At 52.5% G+C, this 24,452-nt stretch carries 27 protein-coding genes and 1 pseudogene; 16 read left to right on the plus strand and 12 right to left on the minus strand.

Features of this window, described 5'->3' with window-relative positions; genetic code table 11:
* Positions 1–7: 7 nt before the first annotated feature.
* Positions 8–922 (minus strand): LysR family transcriptional regulator, encoded by a 915-nt coding sequence (locus L2097_RS08200; protein WP_250352563.1) that lies wholly within the window; start codon positions 920–922, stop codon positions 8–10.
* 115 nt (positions 923–1,037) lie between these two features.
* Between L2097_RS08200 and L2097_RS08205 the strand changes: the two genes are divergently transcribed.
* From L2097_RS08205 to L2097_RS08215, 3 genes and pseudogenes are all read left to right on the plus strand, one after another.
* Positions 1,038–1,481: an ester cyclase gene (locus tag L2097_RS08205; protein WP_047370650.1), complete on the plus strand. Its 444-nt coding sequence runs from the start codon at positions 1,038–1,040 to the stop codon at positions 1,479–1,481.
* Positions 1,482–1,598: 117 nt separating this feature from the next.
* Complete coding sequence (locus tag L2097_RS08210; protein WP_250352564.1) at positions 1,599–2,399, plus strand: hypothetical protein; 801 nt, start codon at positions 1,599–1,601, stop codon at positions 2,397–2,399.
* 45 nt (positions 2,400–2,444) lie between these two features.
* Positions 2,445–3,005 (plus strand): annotated as a pseudogene (locus L2097_RS08215) (phosphoketolase family protein); the annotation flags it as partial.
* Between the two features lie 35 nt (positions 3,006–3,040).
* Here L2097_RS08215 and L2097_RS08220 read toward each other — a convergent pair.
* Positions 3,041–3,367 carry a four-helix bundle copper-binding protein gene (locus tag L2097_RS08220; RefSeq protein ID WP_250352565.1) on the minus strand — a complete coding sequence of 109 codons (327 nt, stop codon included), beginning with the start codon at positions 3,365–3,367 and terminating at the stop codon, positions 3,041–3,043.
* A gap of 510 nt (positions 3,368–3,877) precedes the next feature.
* On the opposite strand from L2097_RS08220, the gene L2097_RS08225 reads away from it, so the two are divergent.
* The 9 genes from L2097_RS08225 (at position 3,878) to L2097_RS08265 (ending at position 10,021) form a co-directional block, all read left to right on the plus strand.
* Complete coding sequence (locus tag L2097_RS08225) at positions 3,878–4,054, plus strand: con-10 family general stress protein (protein ID WP_071845887.1); 177 nt, start codon at positions 3,878–3,880, stop codon at positions 4,052–4,054.
* A 205-nt stretch (positions 4,055–4,259) separates the two neighbouring features.
* Positions 4,260–4,445 (plus strand): hypothetical protein, encoded by a 186-nt coding sequence (locus tag L2097_RS08230; protein ID WP_047370654.1) that lies wholly within the window; start codon positions 4,260–4,262, stop codon positions 4,443–4,445.
* A gap of 705 nt (positions 4,446–5,150) precedes the next feature.
* Positions 5,151–5,333, plus strand: a complete 183-nt coding sequence (locus L2097_RS08235; protein ID WP_047370655.1) for a con-10 family general stress protein — start codon at positions 5,151–5,153, stop codon at positions 5,331–5,333.
* Positions 5,334–5,436: 103 nt separating this feature from the next.
* Complete coding sequence (locus L2097_RS08240) at positions 5,437–5,934, plus strand: YciE/YciF ferroxidase family protein (RefSeq protein ID WP_047370656.1); 498 nt, start codon at positions 5,437–5,439, stop codon at positions 5,932–5,934.
* A gap of 69 nt (positions 5,935–6,003) precedes the next feature.
* Complete coding sequence (locus tag L2097_RS08245; RefSeq protein WP_250352566.1) at positions 6,004–6,510, plus strand: ferritin-like domain-containing protein; 507 nt, start codon at positions 6,004–6,006, stop codon at positions 6,508–6,510.
* 21 nt (positions 6,511–6,531) lie between these two features.
* Positions 6,532–7,407: a manganese catalase family protein gene (locus L2097_RS08250; RefSeq protein WP_047370658.1), complete on the plus strand. Its 876-nt coding sequence runs from the start codon at positions 6,532–6,534 to the stop codon at positions 7,405–7,407.
* A 69-nt stretch (positions 7,408–7,476) separates the two neighbouring features.
* On the plus strand, positions 7,477–8,877 hold the full coding sequence (locus tag L2097_RS08255) for a cytochrome ubiquinol oxidase subunit I (protein WP_047370659.1): 1,401 nt from the start codon (positions 7,477–7,479) through the stop codon (positions 8,875–8,877).
* The gene (cydB, locus tag L2097_RS08260; protein ID WP_250352567.1) at positions 8,877–9,887 is read left to right on the plus strand and encodes a cytochrome d ubiquinol oxidase subunit II; all 1,011 of its coding nucleotides are present in this window, start codon (positions 8,877–8,879) and stop codon (positions 9,885–9,887) included. Before L2097_RS08255 ends, cydB begins: the two co-directional genes overlap by 1 nt.
* Positions 9,887–10,021 (plus strand): DUF2474 family protein, encoded by a 135-nt coding sequence (locus tag L2097_RS08265; RefSeq protein ID WP_082137055.1) that lies wholly within the window; start codon positions 9,887–9,889, stop codon positions 10,019–10,021. Before cydB ends, L2097_RS08265 begins: the two co-directional genes overlap by 1 nt.
* Positions 10,022–10,035: 14 nt before the next feature.
* Here L2097_RS08265 and L2097_RS08270 read toward each other — a convergent pair whose 3' ends face one another.
* From L2097_RS08270 to L2097_RS08285, 3 genes are all read right to left on the minus strand, one after another.
* The gene (locus L2097_RS08270; RefSeq protein WP_085007135.1) at positions 10,036–10,533 is read right to left on the minus strand and encodes a 2-oxo-tetronate isomerase; all 498 of its coding nucleotides are present in this window, start codon (positions 10,531–10,533) and stop codon (positions 10,036–10,038) included.
* Positions 10,534–10,583: 50 nt separating this feature from the next.
* Positions 10,584–11,777 (minus strand): zinc-dependent alcohol dehydrogenase, encoded by a 1,194-nt coding sequence (locus L2097_RS08275; protein WP_250352568.1) that lies wholly within the window; start codon positions 11,775–11,777, stop codon positions 10,584–10,586.
* A gap of 739 nt (positions 11,778–12,516) precedes the next feature.
* Positions 12,517–14,913, minus strand: coding sequence for a membrane-bound PQQ-dependent dehydrogenase, glucose/quinate/shikimate family (locus tag L2097_RS08285; RefSeq protein ID WP_250352569.1), 2,397 nt, complete (start codon positions 14,911–14,913; stop codon positions 12,517–12,519).
* A 223-nt stretch (positions 14,914–15,136) separates the two neighbouring features.
* Between L2097_RS08285 and L2097_RS08290 the strand changes: the two genes are divergently transcribed.
* The 3 genes from L2097_RS08290 (at position 15,137) to L2097_RS08300 (ending at position 17,583) form a co-directional block, all read left to right on the plus strand.
* Positions 15,137–16,459, plus strand: a complete 1,323-nt coding sequence (locus L2097_RS08290) for a cation:proton antiporter (RefSeq protein ID WP_250352570.1) — start codon at positions 15,137–15,139, stop codon at positions 16,457–16,459.
* A 153-nt stretch (positions 16,460–16,612) separates the two neighbouring features.
* Positions 16,613–16,810 carry a hypothetical protein gene (locus L2097_RS08295; RefSeq protein WP_039079301.1) on the plus strand — a complete coding sequence of 66 codons (198 nt, stop codon included), beginning with the start codon at positions 16,613–16,615 and terminating at the stop codon, positions 16,808–16,810.
* A 2-nt stretch (positions 16,811–16,812) separates the two neighbouring features.
* Complete coding sequence (locus L2097_RS08300) at positions 16,813–17,583, plus strand: hypothetical protein (RefSeq protein ID WP_250352571.1); 771 nt, start codon at positions 16,813–16,815, stop codon at positions 17,581–17,583.
* Here L2097_RS08300 and L2097_RS08305 read toward each other — a convergent pair.
* From L2097_RS08305 to L2097_RS08335, 7 genes are all read right to left on the minus strand, one after another.
* Positions 17,578–18,327, minus strand: a complete 750-nt coding sequence (locus L2097_RS08305; protein ID WP_047370666.1) for a phage antirepressor KilAC domain-containing protein — start codon at positions 18,325–18,327, stop codon at positions 17,578–17,580. The two genes, L2097_RS08300 and L2097_RS08305, sit on opposite strands and share 6 nt — an antisense overlap.
* Before the next feature lie 331 nt (positions 18,328–18,658).
* Positions 18,659–19,549: an oxidoreductase gene (locus L2097_RS08310; protein WP_250352572.1), complete on the minus strand. Its 891-nt coding sequence runs from the start codon at positions 19,547–19,549 to the stop codon at positions 18,659–18,661.
* 20 nt (positions 19,550–19,569) lie between these two features.
* Positions 19,570–20,397, minus strand: coding sequence for an EamA family transporter (locus L2097_RS08315; RefSeq protein ID WP_250352573.1), 828 nt, complete (start codon positions 20,395–20,397; stop codon positions 19,570–19,572).
* Positions 20,398–20,472: 75 nt separating this feature from the next.
* Entirely contained in the window at positions 20,473–21,378 is a 906-nt protein-coding gene (gcvA, locus tag L2097_RS08320; protein WP_085007128.1) for a transcriptional regulator GcvA, read from the minus strand.
* Positions 21,379–21,557: 179 nt separating this feature from the next.
* Entirely contained in the window at positions 21,558–22,124 is a 567-nt protein-coding gene (locus tag L2097_RS08325; RefSeq protein WP_047370670.1) for a GNAT family N-acetyltransferase, read from the minus strand.
* A 106-nt stretch (positions 22,125–22,230) separates the two neighbouring features.
* The gene (locus tag L2097_RS08330) at positions 22,231–22,674 is read right to left on the minus strand and encodes a VOC family protein (protein ID WP_047370671.1); all 444 of its coding nucleotides are present in this window, start codon (positions 22,672–22,674) and stop codon (positions 22,231–22,233) included.
* A gap of 158 nt (positions 22,675–22,832) precedes the next feature.
* Positions 22,833–23,744, minus strand: coding sequence for a LysR substrate-binding domain-containing protein (locus L2097_RS08335; protein WP_250352574.1), 912 nt, complete (start codon positions 23,742–23,744; stop codon positions 22,833–22,835).
* Between the two features lie 164 nt (positions 23,745–23,908).
* Between L2097_RS08335 and L2097_RS08340 the strand changes: the two genes are divergently transcribed.
* Complete coding sequence (locus L2097_RS08340) at positions 23,909–24,448, plus strand: hypothetical protein (RefSeq protein WP_047370673.1); 540 nt, start codon at positions 23,909–23,911, stop codon at positions 24,446–24,448.
* The last annotated feature ends 4 nt before the right edge of the window (positions 24,449–24,452 follow it).

A 24,452-nucleotide genomic window follows, 5' to 3' on the forward strand; every position in this document is an offset into this window, starting at 1 on the left:
CCACTCTTTACATCAGTTCACTGGCGTACGCGCAAATCAGTTTGCGTAGCCATTTTTGCGCACTGCCGCCATCGGAACGGCGATGCCAGAGCAAATTAAACTGAATGGCGGGCAATTCGACGGGCGGCGTAAGCATCACCACGTCCTTACTCTGCTCGCTGGCGAGCACGCTACGCCTGAGTACTGTCGCGACATAATTTGTCTGTTGAACAATTGAGGAGACGGCAACCATGACGGGTAACGTCAGGCGAATCTCCCGGCGTAACGCTCTGGCCCGGAGCCACTCATCCACGAGGCCATAATGATTCCCCTCCGGCGACACAAGGATGTGTCCCATACTGAGGTAGGTTTCGAGCGTCATGCCGTTGCGCGCCGCGTCGCTGTCACCACGCACCAGGGTCACAAACTCGTCGCTGATAAGCGGCTGTGAAAGAATTCGGCTCTCCGACTGAGTGGGCGCAATGCCGATAACCAGATCGACTTTGCCGGCATCGAGCATCGACACTGCCTCATCGCGATCGACAAAGGTGTGCACATGAAGGGTTACCCCAGGCGCGTGCTGGCTGATAGTGCGCATGATGCCCGGCAGCAACACCATCGTCGGGTACTCAGACATCCCCAGCGTAAAGGCGATTTTTTTCTCGTGCGGCGCAAAGTCGTCATCCGGCGTCAGCAGGTGCGTCAACTCCTGTAGCGCTTTCGTCACATGAATCGCAATCTCCTTCGCCCTGGCGGTCGGCACCAGGCCAGCTGCGCTGCGAATAAAGAGCGGGTCGGCAAAATGTGTTCGCAGGCGCGACAGTGCTGCGCTCATGGCCGGTTGGCTCACCGAGGCCCGAATGGCCGCACGGGTCACATTCTGTTCTTCCATCAGGGCATCGAAGGCCACCAGCAGATTCAGATCAAGCCCTCTAAAATCCATAGAACGAATATTCCTCTATATCTGTTATCTATTTCATTTATAACACTTGCCGATGGGATACTGACGGCGCAATACAGTTTTCGCTAAAAAAAGCCCCCCAGCCAGAGGTAAAACAATGTCAGACAATCATGAAATCGCCCATCGTCTTTTGACAGAACGTAAAGCCGTCGAAACGCTCTATCAGGCCTTTAGCCTGCAACAGCCGGACTTAGTCAATGAGGCCGTCACCGCCGACTGGGCTGATATCCCGTTAGCGCCCGGCCAGGGCCCAGGACCGGAAGGACTCAAGCCTATCATTGCTATGTTTGCCGAGGCGTTCCCGGATGTTCGCATCGTTATTCATGATTTAATTCAGGTGCCGGGCCAGATTGCCGTTCGCGCCGAGATAACCGGCACGCATAAAGGCACCTTTATGGGTATTGCCGCAACGGGCAAAGCAGTGAGCATTCGCCTGCATGAAATGCATCAGCTTAACGGTGAGCGTATTACGACCACCTGGCATATGGAAGACTGGCTCGGTTTATTTATGCAGTTAGGACAGTTTCCGCCACAACCGTGATTTTCTCTGCTTTTCGCATCCTTTCACGGCGTAATTGCCCTGAGAGGATGCGAATGTTGTTAAAGCATCCGCTGAGCGTGCCGTTAATAGAAAAAATGGACCTCCGGAGTGATACGCATGCTACGACCAACCCTGACAGGTAATGCCCGCTTTTTGTTATCCACCGCGACATTGGACACGACGTCCCGAAACCGCGAGCAAAATTCAGCAAGCCCGCTTCCCGAACAGACACCCCCTCCTGCTGACAGTACGGTCTCATTAAGCCAGCAGGCGAAAGATTACTTCGCCAGTCTCCAGAACGACCTTGAAGCCCTTAACCGGTTAGATGAGTTCAGCGCCGCCTCGCGCAAAGCCGACGCGCGCGCCAGACTGGAGGCGATAAAGCGTGAAATCGAGCGTCTGAAAGCCTTGCTGATGCGTTTTGGTCACGCCTCGGCTTACGTCCTTAAACAGCTCAAACAACTCTCGGCCCAGTTGGGTCAGGCGGCATCGCAACTCGGGCAAAGTGACAGCGCCGCCACCCCTCACAGCAGTACGGCGGCTTATAGCGCTATCCAGTCTCTGACTGACGGTGACGCCGGGAGCAAAACCGCTACGCTTGCTGGCGCGCAGTCCTTCATTGATGACCCGGCAGACGACGCATCAGCGAGCGATGGCAGCGAAACGGATAATAGCGCCAGCAGCATGAAGTCGATTTATAACGGGATCCGCGAACAATTGCAGGAGCGCGATTCGCGCCATAAAGACGCGCAACTGTTTAAAGATGTCGAGCGTGAGCTGCGCGCATTGCTGTCGATGGTCAAACGTAAAATGCGCGATGATGACAAAGATGACCCCGCGACGAAAAAAGATATCGACGCGGTGCAACAGCAGCTTGATACGGGCGCCCAACAGGTGGCTTATCAGAATACCCCCTGATCCCGTTCGTAAGCCTAGAACGGCCAGGCCCTTGCCACGCCCGGCTCCATTAACGAAGGGGGCGAGCTGGGTTATTCGCTTGCGCATGCTTTCGGCGCCGTGTTCGATAACCCAGCGCTGATTGCCGCCGTCGACCTTCTGCGCCGCTATCTCCCGGCACTGCGCATACAGGTGTTGAACGTGGTGGATTTAATGGCACTACAGACACAGGATCAGCATCCGCATAGCCTGAGTGAAGTGGCATTCGATACCCTTTTTACAGGTGATAAACCGGTTATCTTTGCCTTCCACGGCTATCCGAGCCTGGTTCACCGTCTCACTTATCTGCGTAATAACCATCAAAATTTTCATGTTCGCGGTTTTATGGAAGAAGGCACCACCACCACGCCCTTTGATATGACAGTGCTCAACGGGCTCGACTGTTTTCATCTGGCTCAGGAGGCGCTTTTACGCGTGCCGTCTTTGCAGGGAAATGTGGAGGATATTCTGGAGGCGTTACAGCAGAAAATTGCCGCGCATCATCATTATGTTCGGGAATATGGCGAGGATCTCCCTGAGATACAAAACGGGAAATGGCCTTCCCGGCAAGGGGAAGGCACGGTTTAAGAATAACGAAAGACCGTGGTTTTCTTGCCCCGGTGTCAGGCGACCATTTGCAGACACGCTTGCGCACAGGTCCGACAGGCCTGAGCGCATTGCTGGCAATGTGCGTGCTGATGCTTCCCACACTCTTCGGCACATGCTCTGCAGACATCCACGCAAATACGGCAAAGCGGCATAATATGATCGCTTTCCAGCGTCATGAATTGGGCCACCAGGCGACACAGGGCGGAACACTGCACATCCAGCTTGATGCAAGCGCGCATCATCGCAAGGTCGTCTTCGTTCAGACAGCTTGCGGCACAGTGCTCGCAGGCTATGGCACATTGATAACAGGCATCAATACAATCCTGATGTTCGGAATGCATATTCGTCTCCTCATGTTGATGAGCGAATCACCCTTTCTGAAATTCGCTCTCTCACGCAAAATCAACTTCTTATGTTCCGATGTCACGCTCGGCAACGGCGTATTAAACAGCGTAGCAAATCAAAACAGAGAATCGCAGATCCACCAGGCCATCGATTTACTATACCGTCCTTACTGAGCGTAGAATTTATTCCCTTATCATTTGTAAAGATTTGTATAAATGCGACTTTTAGAACATAGAAAATCAGCAACATCCCACAACTAATAACACATGCAATCAATATCACTCCATACACTTTCACGCCAATTCCATTGATTCAATAAACTTTTATTTGTAATGCAACTTTTTATTGCGATAAATCGCAGAAAATTCCCCTTATCTTTACGACCAAATGTTTCCGCGCTACGCTTTGACGAATTTTTAAGAACAACTAGAGTTAATTCCTGAACGCGATTGACACGGTATTCATTGCCGTATCGATTATATTAAAACCCATACGGGAGATATAAAATGGCGGAACAACATAGAGGTGGTTCAGGTAATTTCGCAGAAGATCGTGAGAAAGCCTCAGAAGCAGGAAAAAAAGGTGGTCAGCACAGCGGCGGGAATTTTAAAAATGATCCTGAACGCGCATCAGAAGCGGGTAAAAAAGGTGGCCAGAACAGCCACAGCGGCGACAAAAAATAATTGTTCGCTCTACCTCCTGAAGATTCGGCTCTGACCGATATTTAATAAACGAGTCGCTAACGGCTCGTTTATTATTTAGAAACATACTTACAACCGTACAGATAACGTTAAACCATCTGTTAATCCAGGATTTATCACATGAAGCCGTCAGTCATAATATTGCAATGTACTCGCAACTCAATCGTAAAAAACAAGAGAGTTTTTCATGTCAGTAAAAGGCACGCCACAACAGAATGAATCAGACATAGCAGAAAATGCTGTCGTTTATTCTCAAGGTATCATCACCATTCATTACTATAACAACGACGATATACCGCTTCGTCTTACCCCCTTGCAGTTACGGCTGGTGCAATATTTAGCCAACCGTAAATTATTGAACGACGGAGAATAAAAGCGACGGGAATTGCGGTTTCTGCGCATCACTCTTCTTCGCGCCCGGCACGTTGATTTATTCGATCCCACTGGCTCACTGGTTCTTCCGCATTTTATCGCGGCAATGCCGTCACGTTGCCGATCACGTCTTTATGGCATACAGACGTGATCAGGCGCTGTCTGAGCGCAACTCTGTATAAGGTTTGTAACCCCCGCAAACGCAGGGCCATTTCCCTGCTCCAGCCGTGGTACACCCTCTATCAATTATCGTATTCAATCAGAACGTTTCTCTCCCACGGACACGCAATGCGCACACCACCACCAAATGAGTATCTCCGTCATTTTTCAATAATTTATTCACATAGCGATCCTCTGAGATTAGTCTTAAAAACATTAAAATACGTTATCAATCGCAGACAAATAAAGCGCGAGAAATGTCAATTAATGTCAAGAAAAGCACCCTGGATCCCTGGTTTTGATAGATGATAACGCAGGTTATTAATTCTTTTGCATTGAATAATGACTTAACCTCCTTATTTGAAAAGATATATGCAAAATACCACTAACGCTTAAAATAAAAGCAGTTGGTTAATTCTCAGTCAGAAATAACTTTCCCGCTTCGCTTTGACTAATTTCAGTACTCGGCTAATTTTGAATACGAACACCGACGACATGAGATGCAAAATATGTCGTTTTATTTAAACAACGAAACTGGAGAAATAACATGGCTGAACATCGTGGCGGTTCTGGTAATTTCGCAGAAAATCGTGAAAAAGCATCCGAAGCAGGTCGTAAAGGTGGTCAACATAGTGGCGGTAATTTTAAAAATGATCCGCAGCGCGCTTCTGAGGCAGGAAAAAAAGGCGGTCAGCAAAGCCATGGCGGCGGCCGCAAATCGGGTAACTAAGCTTTCGCCGATTTTCGATATTTAACGTTTAGTTAAATATCAATATTGATAGCGAGTCGAGTTCGACTCGCTATTATTTTCGCTGACATCGAGGGTAATATTTATGCAAATCAACTCACTGACTGATTTCTTTATCCATAGTCTCTCAGATATTTATAGCGCAGAAAAACAGCTCACTCGTGCATTATCGAAACTTGCCCGCGAATCATCTAACCCTGAGCTCGCTGATGCGTTTAAAAAACATTATGAAGAAACTCAGGGACAAATTGAACGTCTCGACCAACTCATTGAAGCCGAGCCGAATATTAAGCTCAAGCGTATGAAATGCCATGCGATGGAAGGGCTTATTGAGGAAGCAGGTGAAGTCATCGAAGCGACAGAGAAAGGGAGTGTTCGTGATGCCGGGCTTATTGCTGCTGCGCAGAAAGTGGAACATTATGAAATTGCTTCTTACGGCACGCTCTGTACTCTGGCAAGCCAGTTAGGCCTTAAAAAAGCGCATGACCTGCTTTCCGCGACGCTCGAAGAAGAAAAAACCACCGACAATCTCCTGACCAAAATTGCAACTTCATCGATTAATAAGAAAGCTGAAGGCAAATAAACGCCCTCGTATTTCATTCGCTTAATTTCAATTACTGGTAAGTAAAAATGACGATGAAAGGAAAAGAACATGACCCCACAAGAGAATTATCACGACTGGTTGCGCGATGCCCACGCGATGGAAAAACAGGCCGAGTCAATGCTCAGCGCCATGAGCAAACGTATCGATAATTATCCAGACCTGCGTGCGCGAATTGAACAGCATCTGACGGAGACTCAAGGGCAAATCACTCTTCTTGAAGAGGTGCTTGATCGCAACGGCATTAACCGCTCCATCATGAAAGATGCCACCAGCAAAATGAGCGCCATGGGTCAGGCCGCAGGCGGCATGTTTGCCTCTGACGAGATCGTAAAAGGGGCGATTAGCAGCTACGTTTTCGAGCAGTTCGAAATCGCCTGTTATACCTCTTTAATCAGCGCGGCAAAAAAGGTCGGCGACGTTGCAAGCGTGGCAATCTTCGAGCAAATCCTCGCCCAGGAAGAGGCAATGGCAGACTGGGCACGTAAGCATCTGCCGGATGTGACCGAACAATTTTTACTGCGTGATGCCGCCGACGGCGTCGAAGCGAAAAAATAACACGCCACATCAGGAGACACTATGTTTCGACACGTTAAACAGCTGCAATATACCGTTCGCGTCAGTGAACCAAACCCCGGCCTTGCCAATCTATTACTGGAACAGTTCGGCGGACCGCAAGGCGAATTAGCCGCAGCCTGCCGTTATTTCACCCAGGGGTTGGGTGATGATGATGTCGGTCGCAAAGAGATGCTCATGGACATCGCGACCGAGGAGTTAAGCCACCTCGAAATCATCGGCTCCCTGGTAGGCATGCTCAATAAAGGCGCTAAAGGCGAGCTGGCAGAAGGGACGGAGAACGAAGCGGAGCTTTACCGTTCATTAACGCAGAATGGGAATGACAGCCATGTCACCTCCCTGCTCTACGGCGGCGGCCCGGCCTTAACAAACTCAGCGGGTTATCCCTGGACTGCGGCTTATATTGATACCATCGGCGAAGTCACGGCAGACCTGCGTTCCAATATCGCCGCCGAGGCGCGCGCCAAGATTATTTATGAGCGTCTGATTAACGTTACCGACGATCCGGGTGTGAAAGACGCGCTGAGTTTCTTAATGACCCGTGAAGCCGCGCATATGCTCTCCTTCGAGAAAGCATTGTATTCGATTCGCAACAATTTCCCGCCGGGCAAATTGCCGCCTATCGAGCAATACACCAACGTCTATTACAACATGTCCGAAGGGGATGACCCGCGTGGCAGTTGGAATAGCGATGAAAACTTTGAGTATGTTGCCGATCCGCAACCCGCCGTTGACGGCGGCGATGGCCTGGCCTCTGTCACCCTCAGTAAAGAGCAACAGGCGCTGGTTAAAGCGATGACGAAACGTACGCAATCCGACCCTTCTGTCGACCCCCTTACCGGCGCCGAACTCGGAGACGGGGAACCACAACCCAAATAACAGCTGCAGTCGCATGCCTGTGTTATTCACCCCTTAGCTAAGGGGTGTTTTTTTGATAAGGGGATCGCGATGTTGGAATTAGATGCCTTCCATCTGGCAAGAATACAATTCGCCTTTACGGTCTCTTTTCACATTCTCTTTCCGGCTATCACGATTGGGCTTGCCAGCTATCTCGTGGTACTGGAGGGGTTATGGTTGAAGACTAAAAATCCTGACTGGCGCGCGTTGTATCATTTCTGGTTAAAAATTTTTGCGGTTAACTTTGGGATGGGGGTCGTGTCCGGTCTGGTGATGGCCTATCAGTTCGGAACTAACTGGAGCGGGTTTTCCCAGTTTGCCGGCAGCATTACCGGTCCCTTGCTGACCTATGAAGTCTTAACGGCCTTTTTCCTTGAAGCCGGTTTTCTAGGGGTGATGCTCTTCGGCTGGAACAAGGTAGGCCCGGGTCTGCACTTTTTTGCTACCTGTATGGTGGCGCTCGGCACATTGATGTCCACCTTCTGGATCCTGGCCTCCAATAGCTGGATGCATACGCCACAAGGCTTTTCGATTGTTAATGGTCAGGTGGTGCCCACCGACTGGTTTGCCGTCATCTTCAATCCCTCATTCCCGTACCGTTTGCTGCATATGACGATTGCCGCCTTCTTAAGTAGCGCCCTCTTTGTCGGCGCCTCGGCGGCCTGGCACTTATTGCGTGGTAATGACACCCCAGCCATCAGAAAAATGCTTTCAATGGCGATGTGGATGGCGCTGGTGGTAGCCCCGGTGCAAGCTTTTGTAGGCGATATGCATGGACTCAACACGCTGGAACATCAACCGGCCAAAATCGCCGCCATTGAAGGACACTGGGAAAATCCGCCCGGTGAAGCCACGCCTTTATTGCTTTTCGGTTTGCCGGATATGGAGCAAGAACGGACACGTTACGCTGTTGCCATTCCCGCCCTGGGCAGCCTGATTTTGACCCATTCCCTGCATGAACAGGTTCCGGCGCTAAAAGACTTTCCAAAAGCAGACAGGCCAAACTCCACGATTGTTTTCTGGTCTTTTCGCCTGATGGTCGGGATGGGATTACTGATGATCGCGCTGGGTATTCTGTCGCTGTGGCTGCGATATCGACACCGTTTGTATACCTCAAGGCCATTTTTGCATTTCGCGCTGTGGATGGGCCCGGCAGGCCTTGTCGCCCTCCTTGCAGGATGGGTGACCACGGAGTCAGGCCGCCAGCCCTGGGTGGTGTACGGTCTCCTGCGCACGATTGACGCTGTCTCCTTACACAGCACATTGCAAATGAGTCTGAGTCTGGCGACCTTTATTATCGTCTACACCTCCGTCTTTGGTGTCGGGTATGGCTATATCGCGCGCCTGATCAAAAAAGGGCCGCAGCCCTGGGATGCGCACCCCACCGATGGCAGACCTGCACGCCCGCTCTCAGCCGCTGGCGAAAGCTTGCAAACCGGGGAGAGAAAATAATGGGTATCGACTTATCGCTTATCTGGTTTGTTATTATTGTCTTCGCCACACTGATGTATATCGTGATGGATGGCTTTGATCTTGGCATTGGCATTCTGTTCCCGCTGATCAAGGACGAAGGGGAACGGGACATCATGGTCAATAGCGTCGCACCGGTCTGGGATGGCAATGAAACCTGGCTGGTGCTCGGCGGTGCCGGGCTGTTTGGGGCCTTCCCTCTCGCCTATGCCGTGATCACCGACGCATTGGCTATTCCTCTCACGCTTATGCTCATTGGCCTCATTTTTCGCGGCGTTGCCTTTGAGTTTCGCTTTAAAGCGACACCTCGCCATAAGCCTTTCTGGGACAATGCATTCCTTGCTGGTTCGTTCCTTGCCACGTTTACTCAGGGGGTGGTCGTTGGCGCGGTTATCAATGGTTTCACCGTTACCGGCCGAACCTTTAGCGGCGGCGCGCTGGACTGGCTAACAGCATTTAACCTGTTCTGCGGTCTTGGACTTGTGGTGACTTATGGTCTGCTTGGCGCAAGCTGGCTGGTGATGAAAAGCGCGGGCGCCTTGCAGCATAAAATGCGCGTTGCTGCCAGGACATTACTTTTAGGCTTGCTGCTGGCCATGGCGATCGTCAGTCTCTGGACACCACTGACCCACCCTGCGATTGCGACGCGCTGGTTCAGTTTTCCGAATCTCTGGTTTTTTGCGCCCGTACCTTTACTGGTACTGATTTTAAGCGTGGGTCTGTGGCGGACATTACCTAATCCGCATCATCATACCCTGCCTTTCGTGATGACATTGGGTTTAATTTTTCTTGGTTTTAGCGGACTCGGCATCAGTATCTGGCCAAATATTATTCCGCCCGATATTTCGTTATGGCAGGCAGCATCGCCGCCGCAAAGTCAGGGATTCATGTTGGTGGGCGCGTTACTGATTATTCCCGTGATCCTTGTCTATACCTTCTGGAGCTATTACGTGTTTCGCGGAAAAATTGAGCACGGGGAGGGCTATCATTAATGAACAGTAGACAAAGCGGCACAGCGAAAAAAATTATCTGGTTTATTTCGCTGTGGTTTGGCAGTGTGCTGGCTTTATTTATCGCCAGCACAGTAATTAAATTGTTGATGTCGATGGCAGGCCTTCATACCTGATTAACGAGAGGCGCTTACTGATTATCCGTTAAGAGCATCATTAAGGTTCCTAATGCGTAACTCGTTGCCTGTTTTATCACCGACTCGCTATCGCCCGCAAAACGTTTTACTTTGGCGACAACAACATCGTCAGGAAGCTGCCAGGCAAACCAGACCGTCCCGACAGGGGTTCCGTCCTCACCGCCATCCGGTCCGGCATAACCGCTGATGGCAAGGCTGACATCCGCCCCGGAACGGTCGATAGCGCCACAGGCCATCTCTCTCACCGTCTGTTCACTGACAGCGGTATGGGCTGAAATCGTCTCTTCTTTGACGCCCAGAATCGTGATCTTGGCGTCATCCGTATAGGTAATAAATCCACTGCCATAAAATGAAGGCGTGTCGTCCGCGGCACAGAGCGCCGAGGCGACCAGCCCGCCGGTGCAGGATTCTGCCGTGGTCAGTCTTAATTTTTTTTCAGTTAATAATCGCCCCAGTTCGTTGGCGATAGACAAAGCGGGTGTCGTCATCATTCACCTCCTGTTAATAAAAAGGCGGTGGCGCAGGCTACCGCCATCTTCCGTTAGAGGGTCGCTTTTTCTGCGTCCAGACCCGGTATCAGAATAACTTTACGGCACTCTTCCTGACGCTTATCGAAGATTTCATATCCCCTCGCCGCCTCTTCAAGGGAGAGATGGTGAGTGACAATCTCTTCCGGTGAAAGGTGTCCCTTGTCAATCAGTTCAAGCAAATCAGGCAGGAAAGCATGGACATGGGTTTGGCCCATTTTGAAGGTCAATCCTTTATCAAAGGCATCGCCAAACATAAAGCCGTGGATAAAACCGGCATAGACGCCAGGTACGCTCACAATACCGCCACGGCGCACAGCCGCAATGGCTTGCCGGAGAACTTTGCCGCTACTGCCTTCAATCTTGAGGTTGCTCATGACAGTTTCGGTCAGGCTCCCTTTCGCTTCAAAGCCCACCGCATCAATCACCGCATCGACACCACGATGGCCCGCCGTGTTTTCAATTATCCAGGCGGCAGGATCGTCATTCTTGTCGAAATTAATGGGAATAACGCCATAGCGTTGTTGGGCAAACGCCAGCCGATAGCCATTGTGATCAATCATAAAAATCTGCTCGGCCCCATTCAGTCGCGCACACGCCGCTGTCAGTAATCCTACCGGCCCGGCGCCGTAGATTGCCACGCTCGCTCCTTGTTTTATCTCCGCATTTTTCACGGCCTGCCAGGCCGTTGGCAGGATGTCGGAAAGGAACAGCACTTTTTCATCCGGTAAGTGGGCGGGGACTTTGAAGGGACCGGTATTCGCTTTCGGAACACGGACGTACTCCGCCTGTCCGCCGGGAATACCACCATAAAGGTCACTGTAGCCAAACAGGGCCGCAGGGGGCGTGATGCTCTTGCGGTTAAGGGCGGCGCCCTTCCCGCTGTTGGTATTTTCGCAGGCGGAGTATTGCTGCAGTCGGCAGAAAAAACAGTCGCCGCAGGCAATCACAAACGGGATAACAACCCGATCGCCAGGACTGACATTTTTTACGTCCGGACCCGCTTCAACCACTTCACCCATAAACTCATGACCAAAAATATCGCCATGATGGGTGCCAGGTATTTTACCGTGATAGAGATGTAAATCTGAGCCGCAAATAGCCGTTGCGGTTACCCGCAGAATAATATCATCAGGGGCTTCAAGGCCGGGGTCGGGCATCGTATCAACTTTAACGTTATGAGGTCCATGATAAGTGAGTGCTTTCATAGGCGCGTCTCCTGATTAACGGCGTCGAATAAACAGAACGGTAAATTTTGCGTATTAATCTGAATTATCTGCTGCCCTTTATTTAGGCCGCGTTGATTGCTCATCACCCTATTTATCTGTTAAGAATATAAAGGATAGAACAAAAATAGAGATTCCATTTAACGCCCCTTGCGTTAGCCAATAAAATAAAAACAACAAGCGCAGCGGAATCTTTTTTTAAAAATATATTTGCCGAGAACGACAGGAATGACTGATATTGTTGGGCGAAGGGTTAATGAATCTTGCTGCTAAATACGCGAAACGCCCATGTGTTATAGGCTAAGGTTATCGGCGCTAACAAGGCTGGGTAGAAAAGAAGAAATTGATTATAAAAGGCCACCCAGCGTGGCCTTTATACCCTTCTATTTTTTAACCGGATCAGGTTTTTTATCACCGGACTCAGGTGCTTCGCGGGGATCATCTTTTTCAATATATTGCATACAAGCCTCCTCCTGTTTTTACTAAGAGAGTAACTATAGGCGTTGTGGTGAAAAATATGCCAGGCGGCAAACGCTACGTTAAATCTGAAATACCGTTACGCTTGTTGATGATTGCGTATGGCTTATGCATCAATTAAAGCAAACAGATAAGAGGGTTACATTGGGCATCTCCTGTGACCCGATAAAACAGACCTGCTGAATAAGCAGGCCTGTGAAAGTAAAATACGGGAACGCGAATATCGTGATTAAACACTGTTTAATTACGGTAAGGCATACGCCATTAATGCATCTCCGGAGCGGGTACCCAGACCACCATGCCCACCCGCAGCAATGACCACATACTGTTTGCCGTCATCGCCCTGGTAGGTCATCGGCGTCGCCTGCCCTCCCGCAGGAAGCCGCGCGCGCCAGAGTTCATTACCACTGGCTTCATCAAATGCGCGCAGGTAATCATCTGCAGTAGCGCCGGTGAAAATCAGCCCACTTTGTGTAATGACATTTCCCCCCATCATAAAAATCCCCGTCGGCAGAGGCAGATTGGTATGCGTACCGAAAATGTTCATATCGCGGGTGGTTCCCGCCGGACGTTCCCAGATAACTTTTTTGCTTACCAGGTCGATGGCATAAATTTTCCCCCACGGCGGCGCGTTACACGGGGCGTCCAGCGCCCCCAGCCAGGGCTTAACGATTGCCGCCCAGGGGGTGCCATATTGCGGCCCGACAGAAAACGCTTTCGGTTTGGGATACGGTTTTCCACTGCCCCAGCCGGCCCATTTCTGCATTAACCCCTGCTTAATCGCCTCCTCGCTCTTCATGACCTGCATGGTGAACGGGATATAGCTGGTGTTGGCAATAAGCACATGATGACGCGGATCGACAGAGGCGCCGTACCAGTCGATCACCCCGTCAAATGCCGGATAGGCAATGGAGGTGCCCTCTGCGGGCGGCGTAAATTTGCCCTGATAGCGATAACGGTGGAACTGGATGCGGCACCAGAGCTGATCAAACGGCGTGGCGCCCCACATGTCGGTTTCGCGTAAATCAGCCGGAGAGAGAGCCGGCATCCCCACGGAATCGGGTTGTGTCGGGGATAATCGCTCGCCCGGCAGTGAGGGACGCTGTGGAACAGGTTTTTCGTTAACCTGCGCCAGTGGTTTGCCCGTTCGACGGTCAAGTAAGAATAACTGCCCCATTTTGGTGGTCTGCACCAGCGCGGGTATCGTTTCACCGCCATCACCTGGCAGGTCAATTAACGTTGGACCAATGGGCACGTCATAGTCCCATACATCATGATGAACTGTCTGGTAATGCCAGCGCTCCTCACCGGTGCGGATATCCAGCGCCACAATGGCGCTGGAGTAACGGTCATCAAAGGGGCGGCGACCCGCACCATAATAATCAGGCGTGGCATTGCCTAACGGAATATAAACCAGGCCCAGTTGCGCATCTGCGGTATAGGTTCCCCAACCATTCGGCGTCCCACGGGTATAGTTCTCGCCGGGCTTAAGCGGCGCTGTCGGCGGAGTGCGCCCCATATCCCAGGCCCACGCCAGCTCACCGCTGTTAACATCATAGGCCCGTACGACACCAGAGGGCTCACCGGTGGACTGGTTATCGTATATCCACCCGCCCAGCACAATGCGCCCGTCCATAACCATCGGCTGTGAAGTAATGAAATGAAAGCCGGGCGGCACCTCGCCCAGATGATCGGTCAGGCTGACAAAGCCATGATTGCCGAAGTTTGTACAGGGCTTACCCGTCTGCGCGTTGAGCGCCACCATCCTGGCATCCGCCGTGGTGGTGATAATTTTTTGCGGGCACATCGTATCCCCGCTATTTTCGCTCCACGCCACACCGCGACACGCCAGATATTCATTTGCCGAGGTATCGTTCTGTGGGTCGAACTTCCACAATATCTTCCCCGTCGTGGCGTTAAGGGCGATCACCTGCCGATGGGGGGTACAAATATACAACGCATTGCCCACTTTGACGGGCGTCACTTCAAGGTTAAATTCACGTCCGGCTTTATCTTCTCCTTTTTGCATAACATCGCCAGAGTTAAAGCGCCACGCCAGTTTTAGTTGCCCGACATTTGCAGGTGTTATCTGTGCCAGCGGTGAATATCGCTGACCATCGGCGGTGCGACCGTAATATTTCCAGTCCGTTTCACCGTCCGCCAGAGAAGGCGTTTTTTCTGCCGGAAACGGTTGGTGATGGACAAAACGGGCATCCGAAATCTGCCAGCCACTCCAGAAAACGCCGATAATAGCGACCACATACACCAGAGCGGCGGCACTGCTGTTTCGTCTGGCCGGCGCTGAGCGCGTCAGGGGGCGTATCACCCAGGGCATGCTTACCCATAATCCCAAAAGCGCAGGCACCAGTAAGCGAGGCATCAGTTGCCAGCCATCAAGGCCAACTTCCCACAGGGACCAGATGACGCACAGGACAAAAGTGAAAAGATAAATCCAGACCCCGGCCAGATGCTTTCGCCACAACAACACGCTACTGAGTAAGAAGCCACAACCAAAAAGCAGATACCCAGGCGAACCGCCAATAAAGGCCAGCCAGCCACCGGGCAATAAAAATGCAAGCCCGAAGAGGAGCACCAGAACAGCGGTTACTCGCCCCCAAAAACGCGATGTTGTTTGTGACACAGCCCACCCCTTTTGTAAATTCACGTCAATAAAGCTTAGGAAATTTCACATAAGGCGTGTTCAAAACCAGAATCGGGAGTATTCAAACCATAAAATCTATTTACTTTCAACATGATGAGATGAGCGCTGGTGCGTTATGCGTATTGTCCGGCCTGGAAGAACGCGCGGTTAAGGACTATACCCTTTCGATGAACAGGCGCTGTGCAGAGGATTGAGGAGAGGTATGGGATATCTGGCGTGGACTGCTGCAACCGGTGGTTTATTACTTTTGATGTCGTTGTCCTATGGCTGGATTAGCCGCGTACCGGTACCTGTCTTTGGGCTGTATCTTATCGTGGGTATCGGCTGCGGCCCCTGGGGTCTTGACCTGATTAATCTTGATATCGTCGAACACGCATCCTTAACCAGCCGGATAACCGAAATTGCCATGGCGGCATCCCTGTTTATTACCGGCCTTAAAATTCGTCTTCCGCTTAACTCCCCTTACTGGAGAATGGGAATACTGCTGGCTCTGCCCGGTATGTTATTAACCATTGCGGGCATTATGGTTGTGGCCCATTTTCTGACAGATCTCTCCTGGCCCCTCTCACTGGCATTAGCCGCTATCCTGGCCCCCACCGATCCGGTACTGGCAAGTCTGGTGGCAATCAACGACGCACGCGACGGCGATCGCCTGCGAATCGCTTTATCCAGCGAGGCCGGGCTGAATGATGGCACCGCTTTGCCATTCCTGATGCTGGCACTGGTCTGGTATAAAGCAGGCGGTACGATAAGCGGGGATGAATGGCTACACTGGCTGAGCATTGACCTGGTCTGGGCCCTGGTGGGCGGTTTGTTGATAGGTTTTCTGCTTGGCCGGGTCATTGGCCTTGCTGCGACCCGTTCCCGCCATGCGCAAGGGGAAGTGGCTCCCAGCGATTTCATCGCCTTATCCCTCATCTGTCTGAGCTTCTCGCTGGCCATGTCGGTGAGCGCTTCCGGTTTTTTGGCGGCGTTCGCCGCAGGCGTCGGCTTGCGTAGTGCGGAAGTGAGCGTGCAGAAACGTCATTCTGAGGAAGAAGGCCATGATTTGCCCGCTGAAATGCAGGTGAATCCCCATACCCGCCATGCGCTTGAAGAGCGCAACCCAATAAAGCAAGTCGGCCTGGTCATCGGTGATGCATTGTCTTTTGGCGATACGGTGGAGCGTTTGCTGGCAGCCACGCTGGTCACCGTTCTGGGGGTGACTTTCGCATTACACTGGGACGCCACGGCCCTGATGCTGGCATTGATTATCTTCGTTGTCGTGCGCCCGCTTTCGGTGTTTATCCTGACATGGCGTGCTAAAGAATCACGGTTCCATCGGATAAGTCTCGGATGGCTCGGCATCCGGGGTATCGGTAGCCTGAACTATATCGCTTATGCCTGGGTTCATGGTCTGTCGGGCGTCGATGCAAACAGAATGGCGGATATTGCCATCACGGTTGTGACCCTCAGCGTGTTTATCCATGGTATTTCGGTGACGCCTTTATTGACGCTACGCCGAAAGCGTGAAGAGGACCAGTAAGGCCGCTTTTCGCCGTGGTAGTCCCCGAACCAAGACGCCCCGCCTCCTACACCGGGTAGCGATAATCTGGATTTGCGTAGCAAACCCGGCTTCACGCCTGCGGCGACCAGAAGAGTTGTCACTTGCCTCTATACTTAGTGTCGGAGGTTTTTGATGAGAACGTTTTTTAAATCTTTATTTGCCAGCCCGGACGCCTTATTGCAGGTGATGAGCCACAGTGAAATTCAGGACGCCATTGAGGATGGCGAACGGATTGTTGTTGATGCGGATGGTAACACGTCGGTGAATATCCATTGCCAGAAGGTCCAGGATGATTTCAAACGGCATGTTGATGCATTAAAGAGGGCTTAGGGATGGGCACAGCGATTTTTATGGTGTTGATGGTGTGTGGTTACTGGTATAGCTCGCACGATCTCTCAACCCGTTTCAAATTCAAACGCAGTTTTGGCTGGGATGTCTATTTCCTTGTCGCCCTTTATGGCTGCGTCTTCGTGTTACAGGGTATGCTGGCAACCGCCGTTTTATGGCTGGTGTTGTTGGTAAGCTCACTCGTCACGAATGCGTTACCCGGTATCTTTGGTCCGGAATATCACCACTGGCATATGACGTTTATCAACTGGACCTTTTTAGGCATCCAGGCACCGGTGGTCATTATGCTGGCCTTCGCCGTCGTTTTTTGTTTATGGCGTTCAAACTGGTCACCTGCCGCACGTCTTGATACCAGCGGGCGCAGAGAATTGTATAAGCATTTATCCCGCGCCAACGGTGTTGAGGGGCTGGTCTATCAGTGTATGGAGAAAGGCGATCTGGCCTGGATTACCCTGACGTCGCAACGTATCTATATTGGCATGATCCACACCGCCACCTTTGACAGCGCGGATGCCAATAACATTGTGCTGATCCCTATGCTGAGCGGTTATCGCGACCGCGAAACGCTGGATCTGCATGTGGAGCACAACTACAGCGCATGGTACGCCGACCATGACATTGACGTGCGCGCGGCGGTAGATTTCCGCAAAGTCCTGCTGCTGTCGCAGGTGGAAAGCTTGTCGCTGTTCCACCCGGCACAGGTGATGGCGATGGGCATTCACAAAAGCACGGACACCCCGGCGCAACATTTATAGCCAGTTGCGACCGGGCGCGGCGGGTTCAGTACGTTCAGGCGGGCGCAATGCTATCTGACGTGACGCGAGATGCGCGGCCCACAGCCCGGCAATCCATTTCACTCCCCGCGCGGTGAAGCGTGCCTGTGACCAGGTGCGCTGATTTTCACCTACGCCATCATGCACCGTAAAATACCCGGCCTGGCTATACTGCTTCGCCGGGAGTAGCGTACCGCTGACGCGCTGCATAATATTGCGCTCGAGCAAAAACTGACGAAACTCGGGCTCTTTTGCCTTGAGCATTTTACAAAGCTGACGGAACCCCAGCGACTCATCAACATTGACGAACCAGTCAAAAAACTCAGCCTTTGGCAGCGTCAGCGCGAGCTGCGCTTCCGCCTGCTGACGCTTTTCATACTGCTCGGCCCACGCATGAGCCGCTGCCGCCGGGTTGGTGAAATCCGGCAAATTCAGGGTTCGTTCACGCTCTTGCCACTTGTCCAGGATATCTGCGGTAAAACCGGGCGAGATACGCGCTACGGTCAACACTGAATCCCGCTTATTAAGCAGAAACTCCTGACGCATCTCCCCTTCTCGCTCGTAGAGCTGCATCTGCACGGGTTGCGACAGACGCTGGGTCGTCTCAAGGCTTTTGACCATGCGTTTAACTTCATTGTGGGCTATCCCTGTCAGCTTTGCGATTTCACGGCTGCTCATCACTGACGACCGATCATTCAAATTGAGAGTATCCAAAGGAATCACCATAGCGTTCACCACTTATGCTAAAAACCACCAACTTGCAGAATTAGTATACAATTACCTGGTTAAATATCCAGTATGATTTTTAAACGCAGGAGGGGGATGCTTTGGGAAGATGCCGGTAGTGAAAGTACAACATTGTCGGTGTGGAGAGCGCGCGTCGTCGTGCTACTGGCGCACTGAGCGGGATGAAACGCAAAAACGCGCTTTCTGAACGGAGACGCACCGGGCCATCAGGATACTCCGCTAAGCCGTCTTCCATGAAGACGGCATACAACATCCTCTCCTGCTATCAGTGTCCCACTGCCGCAAGCGTCAGTAAGTGGCCTTGCGCATATCAGCCGGGCCCTTCGCTACCCGCCGCCAGCAGGGGGACCAGGACATCGCTGATGGGAACGGGGATACCGTGACGGTGGCCGTAGCGCTGTATGACACCGTTGCGAATATCCCACTCCATTGGCCGGTTGGCCTGACGGTCAGCGAGAATCGAGGTCCCTAAATCGGCTGGCGCACGTTTAAAACCCGCCACAATCTCCTGTGCGACCGCGTCGTCCAGTTCCGCGCCTTCGGCCCTGGCAACAGTAAGGCACTCGCGCAGGTACGCCAGCGTCAGTTCGCTGATATCTTCACGGGTGAACATTCCGGCGCGGCGATTGGCAAGCACCATCAGGCCGGCAGCTGCATTTTGCAGCAGCTTACGCCATGCAACAGAAGAGAAATCAGCCGACAGTTCAACCGAGCAGCGCGTGCCGTGCAATGCCTCAACGACCCGTTTTGCCTGCGGGACATCCGGCAGCGTCAGCCGCGGGCTGGCGCGCAACCAGACGGAAGCATCCGGCTCACGCTGTGCCGGAAACCAGACCACCGACGGCAGTATCGTTGCGCCATTGACCCAGGGCTCTAGCTGGGCTTTTTGTTCCACACCATTTTGCAGGGCGCAGACCACCGTGTTTTCATCACACAATGCCCTCAGCCAGCCCGCGCTGTCAGCATTCTGGGTTGTTTTCACCGCCACAAAAACCAGGCTGACGGGATGCTCGATCTTCGCCGGATCGGTTAATACCGGACCCGGCACCACAATTTCGCCTTCATCGTGACGCAACACTAACGCCGGATGCGCCGTACGTCCGCAAAGTTGCGGCGCTCGGCCAACTTCATGCAGTACGGCGGCAATGGTTGTACCAATCGCACCGGGGCCAATGAGCGCGATGGTCGGATTTTCTGACATCGTTGGTTCTCCTGATTCACTTAACCCATGAGCAGTGTGCCGGTGACAATCACCGCGCACGCCAGTAGTTTTCTGAACGTCAACGCTTCGCCAAAAAACAGATAACCGAGCGCGGCCACAAACAGCACGCTGGTTTCGCGCAGCGCAGACACGGCGCCCATCGGCGCCGCAGCCATGGCGAAAATAATGATGCCATAAGCCAGTAGCGATACCAGCCCGCCTGTCGCCGCACTCAGTAAACCCGGGCGCCAGCGAAGCAAACTTTTACTGTCGCGCAGGCTGATATAAAGCACAGGCATCAACACCCCCCAGAGCATGCTCATCCACACGGTATAGGAGAGCGCATTACCGGAAAGGCGCACCCCCATGCCATCTGCCACGCTATAAGCGGCGATAAACGCCCCGGTCGCCAGGGCCTGTTTTATGCCCGGCATCGCCAGCCGACGGTTTCTGAATGCCAGCATCAGGATCCCGCCCGAGATAAGTAAGATGCCGCCAAGGGTATGAAAGGCGATTTTTTCCCCGGCGAAAAGCGCCGCCGTGCAGGTTATCAGAAGCGGCGACGAGCCTCGTGCAACCGGGTAAGTTTGACTGAGCTCGCCACTCTGATAACTGCGTACCAGACACCAGTTATAGCCCACATGCAACAGGGCGGACAGCAGCGCATATGTCCAGCTTGCGCGAGCGGGTAGCGGCAGAAACAGCGCGATGACGATGCTGGCAACGGCAATCGCAACGCACATGATGGTCATAGACCATAGCCTGTCTGTGCCTCCGTGTAAGAGTGCATTCCAGGTGGCATGCAGCAAAGCCGCAAATAACGTCAGTGAGATAATGGTCGCAGGCATGCACTGATGCTAAACAGCATTCACCCTGATGAACAGTGAAGCGTTGTCATCCTGGCATGAGCAAATACTCATACATTAACGATAATGCCGCTGCGCCTGCACGGACTCGTCCAGTAACCAATGACGGAATTTTATTATGTGCGGCTGCGTCTCGATCCCCTGCGGGCAGACAAAATAATAGGCCGCCGGTGAAGGAAACCGGATATCAAAAAGCCGAATCAGCGTGCCATCGGCAATCTCTTTTTCCACGTGTCCGCTACGCGCCAGCGCAATACCCTGCCCGAGAAGCGCGGCCTCAATGGTCATATTGGTATCCGCGAAGCGCACACTCTCGTGCAGGACATTGATATTGACGCCGGTTTGCTCAAACCAGGCATCCCATTTTGGTACCAGGTCAGCACCGTCACGCGTCAGTAGCGGGTAGCGCAACAGCTCGGCGGGTTCAGCAGGGGTGCCAAAACGCTGCAACAGTGACGGACTGGCCACCGGGAATATCTGTTCGCGAAATAAAAATTCGGTAAACAGCGCGGGATAGTTACCGTGGCCAAAACGAATGGCCACATCGGACTCGGTCCCCGCGAAATTGATGACTTTATCCGAACTGTCCAGTGACACCAGAATGTCCGGATGTAACCGCGCCAGGGCTGGCAGACGCGGCAACAGCCATTTCAGCGCAAACGAATAGGTGGTGTTGACACGCAATCTTACGCGGCCATTTTGTTCACGCAGATCGGCGAGGGTCGTATCCAGTTTGCTGAAAAATTCGCGCACCAGCGGCGCAAGCGCTGCGCCGGCAGGCGTCAGGCTCAGGGTCTTGCCGCGCTGAAAAAGTTGCAGCCCCCAGAGTTCTTCAAGGTTTTTTAGCTGATGGCTGACGGCGCTTTGGGTAATGCACAGTTCTTCGGCGGCCGCGGTAAAGGTGGCATGACGCGTGGCGACTTCAAACGCGCGCAAGGTGGCAGTCGGTGGAAGGTGACGCATGCTTTTCGCCCTGCTAATGAGTGATTACTCATATCACCATAGCGGTGCGCCTCTGCGCCAGCGAAATAACAGAATCGGCTACCCGGCATAACGCCGTGTAAGCCAGTTGCCCGGCAACTGATTCACAGAAAAGCCAGTCGAAAAGACGTTGCCGGAGAAATCGGTGGCACGGCGATAACTTACACGGACGACGAAAAAGAGGCCTGGGTATAGTCGCGCTTTAAGAGTGCATAGAGATACTCATCGCCCCATGCGCCTTTAAAGAAAATATTCTGCCGGTAATGTGCTTCACGGCGGAAACCGAGTTTTTCCAGCAGGTTCACCGCCGACGTGTTGCGCGTATCAATAACAGCGGTGAGTCGATGCTTTGCAAAATCATTAAACAGCAGGGCAATGAGGTGATTTATGGCCTCTCTGGCATACCCCTGTTTCTGATACCCCACATCAAAGGTCATACCCAGTTCGACCTGCCTTCCCTCATCAAAGAAATGGATACCCAAATCGCCGATCAGCGCGCCATCTTCCAGCCGCTCAACGGCCAGTTGATACCAGGTTCCCTCGCTGTTGAACGCCAGCGAACACTGCTGCGCATATAATTGCTCCGCATCATGCACAGTATAATGATCCCAACTTTGAAACCTGGCGACCTCGGGCAGGTTACGGTAGCGCGCAAGCTGCGGCAGATCATCACGCATCAGTGCGCGCAATAATAACCGTGGAGTGTATAGCGGCAATTCGGACGCCATGTTTCCTCTCTTAACTCATCCGGGCGAAATACCCGCATCTCCAGATTGAAAGCCCCGCAAACCATAATTTGCGAGGCGGTACGCTTTCTTCTGTTTCTCTTTTCTGCTAACGGGCATCCTGGTTTTCAGCCCGGATCGCTTCCAGCCCGACACGTTGCCCGAATGACAGTTCTAACGTGTTGCCGTCCGGGTCGGCAAAAAACACATAATAACCGACGGGGTCGCCCAGGTTTTCCGGCGCTTTTCGTAATACACCGTCCGCTATTGCCATCTCGGTTTTACGGTCGATTTCTTCGCGGGTCGCACAAGCCACGCCAAGGTGGCCAAAATGCCCCAGCGGCGTATCTGTTACGGTATCCGCCTGAACCAGCACCAGCGCAAACGGACGGGTACGATCGCTTAACCACGCGACCTTACGGGCATCCGGAATGCCGGGTTCGCGCTGATGTATCACCTCCATGCCTGCATAGCGGCGATAGAAAGCAATACTTTTGTCCAAGTCCCTGACCATAAAGGCAACATGGGTGAATCCAACATCGATCTCGTGCATATTCAGAATAACTCCTTGTCAGCTTGTGGCCGGCATCATAAAAGCTCAAGTTAACCTGAGGTCAACAACAAGATAATCGCCGTCGGCTACTAATATTTGTAGTGTTTCAGAGCAAAGCGCCCGGGCTTGCACGCTTCCTGATGCAAGACACTCTGCTGTTAAGGCGCTTTTGCCAGGGCGTCGGGATGGGGTGCAATTTCAGCAAGCAACCAGCGTTCAAAATCCTCCACCGCAGCATTATTCATCCCCGTTTCCGTCGGTTTGATTAAGCAGAATCTTTTGCTCAGGGTTGCTGATTCCGGCCAGGGTGAAACAAGCAGGCCATGTTTTAATTCATTTTCGACATACATCCGCGGCACCAGCGCCACCCCCTGCGCCGCCATCACGGCGGCTATTGCCATTTCATGCAGATCGTAGCGCACGCCCTGTCCCGGATTATCCAGGCTTATTCCCTTTTCCCGGGCATACAGATGCCACGCCTCCGGATTCTGTCGTCTGTGAATACGCGGAAGTGCGTTTAACTGTTGAAACATATCCGCTTGCGATAACAGCGAGGGATGACACACCGGAACCAGTGTTTCCTGAAACAGAAATTGCACGCGCATGCCCGCCCAGGCGGGGTGCTCAAAATGAACCACAGCGTCAAAGCCACTTCCGGTCAGAATAAAGGGGTCGGTGCTGGCCGCGATATTTAAGGTAATCTCCGGGTGCAACGACATGAAGCCTTTCAGCCGGGGAATGAGCCAGCGACTGGAAAAGGTCGGCAAGACAGCAATATCAAGACTCTTTCCCCCCTCTGGCAATCCCATGATGTATTGGGTATCCCTCTCAAGCCGCGCCAGAGTTTCGTGAACATGGCGAGCATAGCGGGCTCCGGCAGGATTAAGCTTTACGCGGCTTCCCGTGCGGTCAAACAGTTTGCAGTTGAGCAAAGATTCAAGGCGCGCTATCTGACGGCTAATCGCCCCTTCCGTCAGGGAGAGTTCCTCTGCGGCCCTGGCAAAATTGCCGTGTCGTGCGGCGGCATCAAACGCCTGCAGGGATGTGCTACTGGGTATTTTTCTACGCATAAACGGGACTCTTTTTCGCAACTGATTACGCCATTCAGTGAATTAATGTCACTGATTAATGAAATATTATCGATTTATCGCACGTAAAACACCTCATAGCATGAGTAAAAATCATTAAGCAGGACTATTTATGATCTGCTGTTTACGCATGAGGAATCAGGACAATGTTGTATTTCGTTGAATGCTCATATCGCGATCCTACGAGCGAGGGGGAATGGAATGAATTTTACAGTCGGGAAAAATTGCCAGCGCTGGTCTCGGTGACTGGATTTCGTTCGTCTCAGCGTTTTCGTGCCATAAAACCGGGCTGCCCTGCTTATCTTGCGATTCACACGGTGAAGGATGCCGATGTGCTTAGCAGTGAGGAATATCGACACAAAGGAGGCGGTAACTTCTCTCGCTGGCAGGTCTGGATCACTGACTGGCAGCGTAATCTGTATGCATACGACGCGTCGGCCCCGGCCGTTTCGTCAGATGAAATTCTGCTGCTCAGCGCCCAACCGAGCAGTGCTTTGGTCGCGGCGTCGATAAACCAGGCAACAGAAATGCACGCGGTCGGACTGGCGCGTTCTCCGGCCCGCCGCACGATGTGCGTGTTGCCGCGTGAATGCGCCTTACCACTGATACACATGCCTGATGTTTATCTTTACGAACCTCTGACATCGCAGCTGCAGCATGCTTTTGAGCATCAACGGGAGGTGTAAGACC

It is taken from the genome of Citrobacter sp. MNAZ 1397 (genome assembly GCF_023613995.1).
Classification (GTDB): domain Bacteria; phylum Pseudomonadota; class Gammaproteobacteria; order Enterobacterales; family Enterobacteriaceae; genus Phytobacter; species Phytobacter ursingii.